Annotated in this window: 8 protein-coding genes and 1 pseudogene; 6 read left to right on the plus strand and 3 right to left on the minus strand. The window is 37.5% G+C overall.

Going from position 1 to position 10859, the window contains the following annotated elements:
- Positions 1-11: 11 nt before the first annotated feature.
- Together NG743_RS20865 and NG743_RS20870 are read right to left on the minus strand one after the other, a co-directional pair.
- Positions 12-1268 carry an MFS transporter gene (locus tag NG743_RS20865; RefSeq protein WP_027401987.1) on the minus strand — a complete coding sequence of 419 codons (1257 nt, stop codon included), beginning with the start codon at positions 1266-1268 and terminating at the stop codon, positions 12-14.
- 31 nt (positions 1269-1299) lie between these two features.
- Positions 1300-1878, minus strand: a complete 579-nt coding sequence (locus NG743_RS20870; protein WP_193962968.1) for a hypothetical protein — start codon at positions 1876-1878, stop codon at positions 1300-1302.
- 168 nt (positions 1879-2046) lie between these two features.
- On the opposite strand from NG743_RS20870, the gene NG743_RS20875 reads away from it, so the two are divergent.
- On the plus strand, positions 2047-3027 hold the full coding sequence (locus NG743_RS20875; protein ID WP_257120798.1) for an aldo/keto reductase: 981 nt from the start codon (positions 2047-2049) through the stop codon (positions 3025-3027).
- 629 nt (positions 3028-3656) lie between these two features.
- Here NG743_RS20875 and NG743_RS20880 read toward each other — a convergent pair.
- Positions 3657-4337, minus strand: coding sequence for a DNA methyltransferase (locus NG743_RS20880; RefSeq protein ID WP_236630508.1), 681 nt, complete (start codon positions 4335-4337; stop codon positions 3657-3659).
- A gap of 134 nt (positions 4338-4471) precedes the next feature.
- Between NG743_RS20880 and NG743_RS20885 the strand changes: the two genes are divergently transcribed.
- The 5 genes and pseudogenes from NG743_RS20885 to NG743_RS20905 all read left to right on the plus strand — a co-directional run bounded on the left by NG743_RS20885 (position 4472) and on the right by NG743_RS20905 (position 10855).
- Positions 4472-5347: a hypothetical protein gene (locus tag NG743_RS20885; RefSeq protein WP_257120799.1), complete on the plus strand. Its 876-nt coding sequence runs from the start codon at positions 4472-4474 to the stop codon at positions 5345-5347.
- A gap of 604 nt (positions 5348-5951) precedes the next feature.
- Positions 5952-6182, plus strand: a pseudogene (locus tag NG743_RS20890) (aldo/keto reductase); the annotation flags it as partial.
- Between the two features lie 306 nt (positions 6183-6488).
- Complete coding sequence (locus tag NG743_RS20895) at positions 6489-7259, plus strand: SDR family NAD(P)-dependent oxidoreductase (RefSeq protein ID WP_257120800.1); 771 nt, start codon at positions 6489-6491, stop codon at positions 7257-7259.
- Between the two features lie 7 nt (positions 7260-7266).
- Positions 7267-8940: a thiamine pyrophosphate-binding protein gene (locus NG743_RS20900; protein WP_257120801.1), complete on the plus strand. Its 1674-nt coding sequence runs from the start codon at positions 7267-7269 to the stop codon at positions 8938-8940.
- Positions 8941-8947: 7 nt separating this feature from the next.
- A complete protein-coding gene (locus NG743_RS20905; RefSeq protein WP_257120802.1) occupies positions 8948-10855 on the plus strand; it encodes a non-ribosomal peptide synthetase in 1908 nt (635 codons plus the stop codon).
- Positions 10856-10859: the final 4 nt, after the last annotated feature.

Below are 10859 nucleotides of genomic sequence, written 5' to 3' on the forward strand. Positions count from 1 at the left end.
TTGTACGATTTCTAGATCACATCTTGCAATACCCGCCGAGTATTTTGCCATGTCCAAATACCAATAGCCCCGATAACTATACTTATTCCGAATAACACCGCCGACAATCCAAAGGCATTGACTAGCTTTGTCGTAATTAATAGAGGTGCTGTCAGAGCGATATTAATGGCATGATTTTGAAAGCCAAAGACTTTACCGTGCATTTCTGATGGTGCTTGTTGTTGAATTAAAGTTTGCATTGGCACGTTGACAAAAGCTGCACCCACACCCAAGAAAATACAAAGTCCTAATGCTAAGGGTTGGTTATCAATAAAAATAAATAACCCCAAGGAAAAGGCCATGATTAAAAACCCGATTAAAGGCAAAGGTTTATTGTATAGCCTATGTCCAAAATTGCCCAGAATAGCCGCACCTATCACCATACCTACCCCCGCCGCAGCGACGAAAGAACTAAATTCTTCTGGAGCTAAATGTAACCTTGCTGCCATACCAATGGCTAATTCTATCAGGGCGGCAAATACGCAGTATAATGTGACAATTTGCAGCATAGCATTCCACACCAGCCGATTTTGTTTGAGATAGCGCAGTCCTAGCACAAATTCCGCCCAGGGATTAATTGCGGGTACGGTTTTGTCAATGTGTCTATGTTCTCGAAACTGAATTGGCATCATAATTACGGCAGAAATTAGGTACAAGCAGCCGACAACCAATTCTTTGCCAAAACCTTTATTAAAGTTTTCAAACCAGTTTAACATCGGAGTAGCCACTGCATTACCAATAATTAATGCTGCCATCATGGTGCTACTAAATAGGGCATTAGCAGCCATTAAACCTTCCTTTCTCACCAACAAGGGAATTGACGCTTGTTCCGCTGGGGCAAAAAACTGGGTAACGGTGGAGATACCAAAGGTGAAGAATAAAAGTATCCCAAATTGTCGTGGCAGGAAGGGAATTAACACCATGAATATTCCCCGCACCACATCTGAACCTACCATAATCAGTTTTTTTGGTACACGGTCAACGATAACACCACCAGCAGAGCCAAACAATATTGCTGGTACGGTAAATGCCATGTATAAATAGAAGCGTGCATCACCGTTTATCTCATTACTGGGTAGGTAGAGTTTGAGTAAGGCAATCATTAATACAAAGAATACCTTATCAGCTAATTGGGAAATCAGTTGACCAATCCATAGGAGCATAAAACCCCGGTTTTTAAGCAGTCCGGTAAAACCGTTATTAATAGCAGTAGGTTCAGGAGGAAGCATTAGATAGTTGGGAATGGGGAATAAATAATCACTATTTCTTGTTATAACGTTCTAATAGGAAATTGAGAAATTCGGATGCACTGAGGTATTGTTTAGGTGGAGAGAAGCCAACGGAGGGATTTGTCCACTGTCCTTGGACAGATTGAGGTGACTGCCACATTGATAAATGGTCAACTGCTGGCTCGGCGTAAAAGTTGTTTTCTCCCATACCGAGGTAAGCTGAAGTCCAATGGGTGTAATGATCATGACTTAAACGATGGATGGGGAAATTGCCCCCTAGAGGGACTCCCCAACCATCAATAGCAATGAAGGCTTGAACATGACCTCCCCAAAGTTGCCATGCTGTGGCTGCACCTATACCGCCAATGACACCAGCACTAAAGCATAAGAATATAACAGGGGATTTTAGCTTATTATTGAGGCGATCGCTAGGCGCTCCCAAGCGATCGCACAAAAAATGTAAAATATGAAATGTTGATAAAGTTAAATAACCTTGTCCTGGATAAACCAGTATATCTATGGATTTTTCACCAGCTTGATTTAAGCACCCTTGGATAAAGCTTTTAGTTAATTCTGGTGCATGGATTCCCGGACAAATAATAATGGGCATTTAGTTTTTACTTTGGTATTTGTGACAGTTTTAAAATGAAAATTAAACGCAGATGCACGCGGATAAACGCGGATAAATAAAGATGATAATTATTCGGTTTAGCTTTACGGATCATTGGTATTATTCGTAAATAATTAGTTTATAACAATTGGCAAGTTTTTCTTAATTATGCTAACTCACAATTTATTAAATCTTCCTCTCATGGGTTGCGGAACTTGGGCTTGGGGAAATCAACTGCTCTGGGGATACGATGAAAGTATGGATAACCAGTTGCAAGAGGTTTTTAATCTCTGTGTCAGCAATGGGATTACATTATTTGATACGGGTGATTCCTACGGTACAGGTAAATTAAAGGGACGGAGTGAGTTACTTTTAGGGAAATTTGCCCAAGCATATCAGGGAATAAATCAAGAGAATATTTGCATTGCGACTAAGTTAGCCGCATACCCTTGGAGATGGACTAGAAATTCAATTGTATCAGCTTGTCATGCCTCTGCAAAAAGATTAGGACGCAATGTTGATTTGGTGCAAATGCACTGGTCTACTGCTAATTATGCACCTTGGCAAGAGGTGGGTTTATTAGATGGTTTGGGTGATTTGTATGAACAGGGTTTGGTAAAGGGCGTGGGTTTATCTAATTATGGAACTAAAAGACTTTTATGGGTGCATAAAAGATTTCAGGAAAGAGGTATACCGATTAAAACTTTACAGGTACAATATTCACTTTTATCTACTTATCCGGTAACGGAATTAGGTTTAAAGGATGTTTGTGATGAGTTAGGAATTAAATTAATTGCTTATAGTCCTTTAGGGTTGGGTTTATTAACCGGGAAGTTTTCGGGAAATGGCAATTTTCCCAAGGGTATTCGCGGATTTTTATGTAAGCAGTTGTTACCAGGAATGAAGCCGCTTTTAGGCTGTTTGCAGGAAATAGCAAATACCAGAAATAAAACTATGTCTCAAGTTGCTATTAATTGGTGTATTAGTAAAGGCACAATTCCCATTCCTGGAGCTAAAAGTCTGGAACAAGCAAAGGAGAATATTGGGGCTTTAGGTTGGTTTTTAAGTGATGGTGAGGTGATAGAGTTGGATAATGCTGCTGATAGGGTGGAGAAGAAAATGGTGCAGAATATTTTTCAGACAAGATGAAATTTCTTATAAATTGTGCAACACATAATATATATATGTTACACAATAATATAAAAACAGTATAGGACTCACGCATCAGTCACAGAATAACGAACCACAGAGGCACAGAGGTCACAGAGAAATGCGAGTTTGAGAGGTATTTCGCGTAAGTCATAATTCATTTCAATCTATTTGGGTATCCAAATAAGTTTTCCTTTCTGACCAGGATAAGCAGATCCTTCTTTCATGCGCCACTCGAAATATACTTCAACTGGTATGTTCAGGTTTTGCTTCATATTCACTCAACAGTCGCTCAATGACAGTAAGAGGGGTGTCTTCAAAGGGAATAGCTATGATATCTAATTTTCCTATATATTTGTAACATACATATATAGAAATGATGTCAATAAGAATCGCGTAATTAGAAAAAATAAGTATTTTATACGTATTACAAGATTTTTTGTGTAATTTATTACTTTTACAGGAATTACCACTAATCATTCTCGCGTGAAGAGATGTAATTTATAGTTCAATACAATTCAGTTAAGAATTTGTTCTTCTATTTTCTCTGTGTTCTCTGTGCCTCTGTGGTTCGTTTTAAAAAAGAGGTGTAGGCTTAACTGAACCCTGAAAAATTACGACAACTCACCTTAAAACAAGAAAATTCCAGATAATTTCTGCTGCTGAGAATCAGATTGTTCCATACGGTTATTAGCTAAGTTTACATAATCAGGATTGATTTCAATTCCTAAATAATTTCTATTTAAATTTCTAGCTGCTATACAAGTTGTACCACTACCACAAAAAGGATCAAGGACAAAATCACCTTCTTGAGTTAATAATTTAATCAATTCTTGAATAATATACATCGGATAAACTGCTGGATGATGATTATTTTTAGTAATCTCTACCGGACTTTCAATGATGTCTTTTTTCATCGTGTTTCCCAAAATTCTAATAATAGTAAAACCATTATTCTTGATTTGGTTATTTCTTCCCCCATCTTGTCCACCATAAGCTAATTTATGTACACCATGAATTTTCATTCTAAATCCTTCAATTTCTCCATTATGTACTGCTAAAATAGCTTGGTTTAATGCTTTAATTGCATGATTTTTTTGTTCTTCACTTAAGTCAGAATTTTTGATTAATTCCAGATATTTTTTACCTAATTTATCAGATGGTTTACTTTTAACACTTTTGTTAAAATTATCTAAGTGTTGTAAATAATTATCTAAATTAAAATAATAATCTTTTGATTTAGCAAATATGAAAAAAGGTTCTGTAGCTTGTATTAATTTTCTTTTGTATTTTTTAAACCATTCTCTCAATAAAATTTAATAATTTAACTTTTCAAGCATCAATCACACGCACATAAGGACTACATCAGAAAAACGTGATATTTTGAGTATAATTTAAGTTACAGGTTAAATACTCAATATTCAAGAATACTATAAAATTAGCAATGCTAGAAAAATCAAACTTGTTTTTCCCAATAATTCCCAAACCTAATTATCAACCTCAAAGCCAAGACACAGATATAGAAGCTGATATTTATTTCTTTCAAAAATGGCGACAATTATCATTAAAACAACGCATAGAAAGATTTATTAGCCATGAACGAGGAGTTAAAAAACTATGTCTGATAGGAATTAAATCTCGAAATCGCAATTCAACTATACAGGAAATTCGTAATTTATTTACCCGTGCTGTATTAGGAGAAAAATTTACTCCTGATTTTCAACCAAAAGGTATTAAGGAAAATATGTGGATTCAAGATTCAATTTCTTTAGCAGGAGAACTACATCAAATTTTTGAATCAATTAATATTGATTACTATGTTAATCGAGGTGTTGCTAGTTCTATTCATGGAGAACCACGTTCTACTCGTGATTTAGATTTGGTGATAGAAGTTAAACCAAATCAAATAGATTTACTGCTAAAAACTTTAGAAGCATTTGGATATTATTGTCCAGTAGGTGCGGTAGAAGATTTGCAAAGAGGTTTGGGAAATATTTTGAATATTACCCATACAGAAACTATTGCTAATGCTGATATTTATATTACTGACAATTCACCTTTTGCAATATCTCAAATGCAGCGAAGAATATTAGTTGATCTAGATGGAATTCCTGCTTTTTGGATAGCTTCAGCAGAAGATACTATTTTACAAAAACTGCGCTGGGGAAAGGGAAGTAAATCAGAAAAACAATGGCGTGATGCTTTGGGGATAATTAAGTTACAAGCAGAAATTTTGGATTATGGTTATTTAACAGAATGGGCAGAAAATTTAGATTTAGTTGCTGATTTGAGTGAGGTATTAACTCAAGCTGGGATATGAAATGAATATGAAAATATAAAAGTTCAGAAACCCAATTTCTCTAAGGGAATACCAAAAAATAAATTACCCAATTTTGTGGGATGGGCATCCTGCCCGTCCTTGATGATTAGCGGGCTTTTCGTCCCGCACCACAAGAAATTTTTGGGGATTTTATTTCTTGGAAGTCCCTAAGAACTAGAATATTTGATTTTCATACCTCAATTCAGCAATGCCTTAAAATTAACCGCAGATGCACGCGGATAAACGCGGATAAATAAAGATGATAATTATTCGGTTTAGGTTTACGGATCATTGGTATTATTCGTAAATAGTTATAGCGGTATGCACTTGCATGAGATACATCATAGCCCCCTCATCGCTTGCGGGGAGGGGGTTGGGGTTCTTGTATCTCACTCAATCGAGAACCGCTATAGTTTATAACAATTGGCAAGTTTTTCTTAATTATGCTAAGTAGGTGAACACAATAAAACCAAACTGTGTAAAGAAATGTAAAATCGCCCAAACCCTCTTCACTCTTGCCTCTTGCCTTTTGCCTTTTGCCTTGCCATAACGACAATTTTCAACACCAACCTACTTAACTCACAATTTATTAAATCTTCCTCTCATGGGTTGCGGAACTTGGGCTTGGGGAAACCAACTGCTCTGGGGATATGATGAAAGTATGGATAACCAGTTGCAAGAGGTTTTTAATCTCTGTGTGAGCAATGGAATTACATTATTTGATACGGGTGATTCCTACGGTACAGGTAAATTAAAGGGACGGAGTGACTTACTTTTAGGGAAATTTGCCCAAGCATATCAAGGTTTAAATCAAGAGAATACTTACATTGCTACGGCAGTATGGTAATATAGGAAAAACATTGGTAAGGCAGTAAAGAAGACTCAGTGAATCGACTCGGCAAAGAAGACCTCTCGCAAATGAGTAGAGACTACTTCCAATCTCTGGGGAAAATAGTCTGTGGACATCCGCCCAAAATATTCGCTGGGTTTTAAGCTGGAGTGAGAGCGATCGCTGTTTGAATATGATCCATTGTTCCATATTCATGGAATAATTGCTTGTCTGTTCTCTTATCTAAGTGTACCAAATTATCAATCGGGTTAATAGCAACACTAGTGATAATTACGATGAAGGAGAATTACAATGCGTTTTGATAACAAAGTGGCGATTATTACTGGTTCTTCCGATGGCATTGGCAAGGCAACGGCTCTCATCTTAGCTAAAGAGGGGGCGAATGTTGTTTTAAATGCTAGAGGAGAAGAAAAACTAGCGATCGCCGCCCAAGAAATTTCTCAAGTTGGGCGAACCCCCCTAAGTGTAGCTGGCGATATTTGTCTTAACTCAACCATTGACCAAATTGTTAAACTAACAGTAGAAAAATTTGGACGTATTGATATTTTAGTTAATAATGCTGGAGGGAGTTCTACCGTTAGGGAACTCTCGGATATTACAGATGAAGAATGGGATGCAACAATAGTTTTTAACCTCAAATCAGTTTTTCGTCTTTGCCGAGAGGTTTCCAAAATTATGAAATCACAAAACTATGGTCGTATTATTAATTTATCTTCCCTAGCTGGACAGAGAATTCGTTGTGAAGGAAGCTATCCTGGCTTACACTACTCAGCAGCAAAAGCAGGAATCTTAGGGATGACTAAAAATCTAGCTTGTACTGTTGGAGTACACAATATTACCGTTAACGCTGTTTCACCCGGAATTACCACAACTGATAGAGTTTATAAAAGGTGGCAAAATCGCTCGCCAGAAGAACAGGCAAAAATTATCGCTTCAATTCCTTTGGGCAGATTGGGAACTGCGGAGAATGTGGCAGAAGCGATCGCCTTTTTAGCCTCTGATTCTGCTTCCTATATTACTGGGGCAACAATTGACGTTAATGGCGGCTATTTTATGGGGTGAAAAACTAATGGCAACATCTGGAGCTAGTTTAATTATTGAATATTTGGGACAAAGACAAATAAACTATGTTTTTTTAGTTCCAGGAAAATTGATTTATCCCATCGTTGAAAAAATTGCCCATAGTGACCACCTAGAAGGTATTATGGCAACCAGTGAACTCGCATCTGGCTATATGGCTGATGGTTTTGCCCGTGCCTCTGGTAAAGTTGGAGTTTGTTTAAGTATAGGTGGTCCAGGGGCGAGTAATTTGCTGACATCTGCGATCAATAGTCGTTTGGAAGACAGTAAAGTTCTATTTTTAACGGGAGATGTTACCTCCACCTCCCAAGGAATAGGGGCTTTTCAAGATAGTAGTTCTGCTGGTACTCGGAGTGTGGAACTTTTCCAACAGGCTCTAAATTATTCTACTGCGATCGCCCATTCTGACTATCTGCTCAAAGAATTAAACCAAGCCTTTCTTAACAGTCCTTCCCATCTTCTCATTCCCTTAGATATTCAAACCCATCGCTACAAAACGTCCCCTTTAGAAGATGCTCAGTGGAGACAAGGCGATCTCAATTCTAGGGAATTTCTCAAAGAAGAAATCATCAGCGATCAGTTTTATGAAATCCTTAACGGTAATTCCAAGATTATGCTGTTGGTGGGATCACAGGTGATTAAAAATGGTCAAGGGGCTGAACTGCTTAACTTTGCGGAAACTTATCATCTTCCTGTTACTACAACTTTATCTGCGAAGGGAGCTATCCCTGAAACCCATCCGCTCAGTTTGGGTGTTTTCGGTCATGGCGGCAATCAAAGAGCTAATCAGGCTTTAACGGGTAATGATATTGATACCCTATTGCTAGTGGGATTGGATTTTAATCAGAACGAAAGTTTAGAGTGGGATTCCCGCTTATATTCCGGCCGACGGCAGGTGATGAGAATTGACCAATTACCACAACGGTTTCCGTCCACTGTAAAAATTGATCTAGAACTAATTGTTGATGATTGTTCTCACACTTTAAAAAAACTCTCGTTACAATCTCAAAATCAGTTACAAAATTTACACCAGAGTATTCCTCAAAGGTTGAAATGGTTAAAACAATTACAAGCTATTCCTTGGCATTGGCGCATTAGCCCTGAAACCAGCTTATTTGATCAGTGTTTACCCCTTGATAAATTAATTCGAGCATTGCAAACTCGCTTACCTTCTGATACTATTCTCTGTACAGATGCTGGAACTACTAGAGGTTTTGCAGGCCATAGCTGGATCAGTTCCTATCCTCACAGCTTTTTTAGCTCTTCTAAGCTCGCACCTATGGGTTGGGCTATTTGTGCCGGAATTGGTATTCAGTTGGCACGGCCAGAAAGTAGAGTTTTAGTAGTGACGGGAGATGGTTCAATGATGATGCACGGTATGGAAATTGCCACGGCTGCTCGCTATCAGTTACCCATCTTATTTGTTATTTGTAATAACCGGGGATATGGTAATGCTTATCAACGCTTTAAAGAGGATTTAAAAATGAATCCTTTCACCCTTTTACCTCCAATTAATTGGATAGAGTTTGCCAAATCTTTGGGGGTTGAGGCAATGCAAGTTAAATCAATATCGGAACTAGACCAGGCACTGGATAGGGTATTGGGATGTTGTCATCCCTTTGTCATGGAAGTCTTGACATCCCTTACCTATTCAATTCATTAGAAAAAATATGAATCAGTGTACTTCTTTAAGCACATTATTTGCTTCTCTAGCTAAAAAATATTCTCAAGCTACTGCTATTTCTGCTCCCTCAAAGTTTAATGTAACATTTGAAGATTTATTCCAATTAATTGCAGCGACTCATATTCAACTGCGTGAATTAGGGATTAATAGAGGCGATCGCGTTGTTTTAGCTGCCCCTGCCAATAGTGCTGAAACCGCAATTCTCAGTTTAGCGATCGCTGCCAGTGCTACTTGTGTTCCTCTTGATATCAGTCTTAGTGATCCAGAGATAACGGCTTACTTACAGCAACTAAACCCTCAAGTCATTATTGCTTTCTCAGATTATTTATTATCTCTGAGTGAGCAACTATCTATTCCTCGTCTTCAGGTTATTTCCTATCCAGAGCAGCCGAAAATCACCTTTAAGTTAGAAGGAATCACCCCATTTACAGCGAGTCAGGATGACTGGGCGCAGTCAGGTGACAATGCCATAATTATAATGACATCAGGCTCTACAGGCTCGCCAAAATTAGTTCCTATAACCCACGATTCTCTCTGTTATTCTTGCTTTGAAGCTAGTTATGGATTAAAATTAGATCCTCAAGATATTTGTTTAAATGTCTTATCTCTTTCTCATGTTCATGGACTGATTTCTAATTTTATATTGCCGCTATCCGCAGGGGGAAAAGTTGTATTCTTTGGTAGTTTTGATCCCGATTATTTTCCAGGTTGGTTAATAGAAAGCCAAGCTACCTGGTATTCCGTTGGGCCAACTATTCATTTAGCCATTCTCACAGCGATTGCTAAGAATACCCCAAACATTAAAAACCATGCTCTCCGATTTATTCATTCTGGTTCTTCTCCCCTTCAACCTCAAGTAGTTGACAAGTTAGAAAAGCAATTAGGTGTACCATTAATTCAAGGGTATGGTATGAGCGAAATTGCCCTTTTTATGTCACAAGATATCAACCATCGCTACCAAGGTTATTTAAAAATTTGTAGAGATTCAGAAATAGCGATCGCCGATGAATTTGGTAACATTGTTACTCATAACACAGTCGGAGAAATTATTGCTCGTGGCAGAAATGTTATAGCAGGTTATATTGATAATCCTGCCGCCAATCAGGCCGCCTTTAGAGCAGGTTGGTTTCGGACAGGAGACTTAGGCTACCTAGATGAAAATGGCTATCTTTATGTAACAGGAAGACTCAAAGATATTATTAATCGTGGAGGTAATAAAATTTCCCCCCAAGAAGTTGATAATGCCTTGATGCGATTGGCTGAAGTAGAAGAAGCAGCAACATTTGCCATTCCTGATTCCCAACTAGGTGAAGATGTTGTCGCCGTAGTTGTTCTAAAACCAGAAGCAAAAACCACTACTCAAAATATTCGTCATTCATTATTTAAGTATTTAGCTTTCTTTAAAATCCCTAGTCAAATTATTATTATTGATAAAATTCCCAGAGGTAAAACTGGAAAAATTAATCGGAATAACCTGGTTGAACAATTCATCAAAGACTTTCAGGCTAATTTACCAGGAATTGACTGCCCCATTCTACCAATTCTGAATAGAAGTAATATAAACTACACTCCGCCCACTACCGACAATGAAAAATTCTTAGTAGAGCTATTGAGTAGTTTTTTAGAACAAAGAATTGGCATACATGATAATTTTCTGGAACTGGGTATAAATTCCATTCAAGCAATGATATTTATTAATAGGTTACAAAATAAAACTGGTAAAATTATTCCAATTAGCAAGGTATTTACTTCTCCAACCATTGCTGAAATTTGTCAAGATTTACATGATGATGATATATTACCAAAATTTCTAGCTAATTTTCATCCTGATAAATTAATGAGAAATTTATCTAAACATCAGGATTTAAATATAGGAGAAACTGGTTCACTGTAGAGAA

The sequence above is a fragment of the Dolichospermum heterosporum TAC447 genome (assembly GCF_024584745.1).
Lineage (GTDB): Bacteria > Cyanobacteriota > Cyanobacteriia > Cyanobacteriales > Nostocaceae > Dolichospermum > Dolichospermum heterosporum.

Bases quoted from the DNA above. Each gene is read 5' to 3' on its own strand.
- NG743_RS20865 (WP_027401987.1), bottom strand. From the start codon at position 1,268: ATGCTTCCTCCTGAACCTACTGCTATTAATAACGGTTTTACCGGACTG.
- NG743_RS20870 (WP_193962968.1), bottom strand. From the start codon at position 1,878: ATGCCCATTATTATTTGTCCGGGAATCCATGCACCAGAATTAACTAAA.
- NG743_RS20875 (WP_257120798.1), top strand. From the start codon at position 2,047: ATGCTAACTCACAATTTATTAAATCTTCCTCTCATGGGTTGCGGAACT.
- NG743_RS20885 (WP_257120799.1), top strand. From the start codon at position 4,472: ATGCTAGAAAAATCAAACTTGTTTTTCCCAATAATTCCCAAACCTAAT.
- NG743_RS20895 (WP_257120800.1), top strand. From the start codon at position 6,489: ATGCGTTTTGATAACAAAGTGGCGATTATTACTGGTTCTTCCGATGGC.
- NG743_RS20900 (WP_257120801.1), top strand. From the start codon at position 7,267: ATGGCAACATCTGGAGCTAGTTTAATTATTGAATATTTGGGACAAAGA.
- NG743_RS20905 (WP_257120802.1), top strand. From the start codon at position 8,948: ATGAATCAGTGTACTTCTTTAAGCACATTATTTGCTTCTCTAGCTAAA.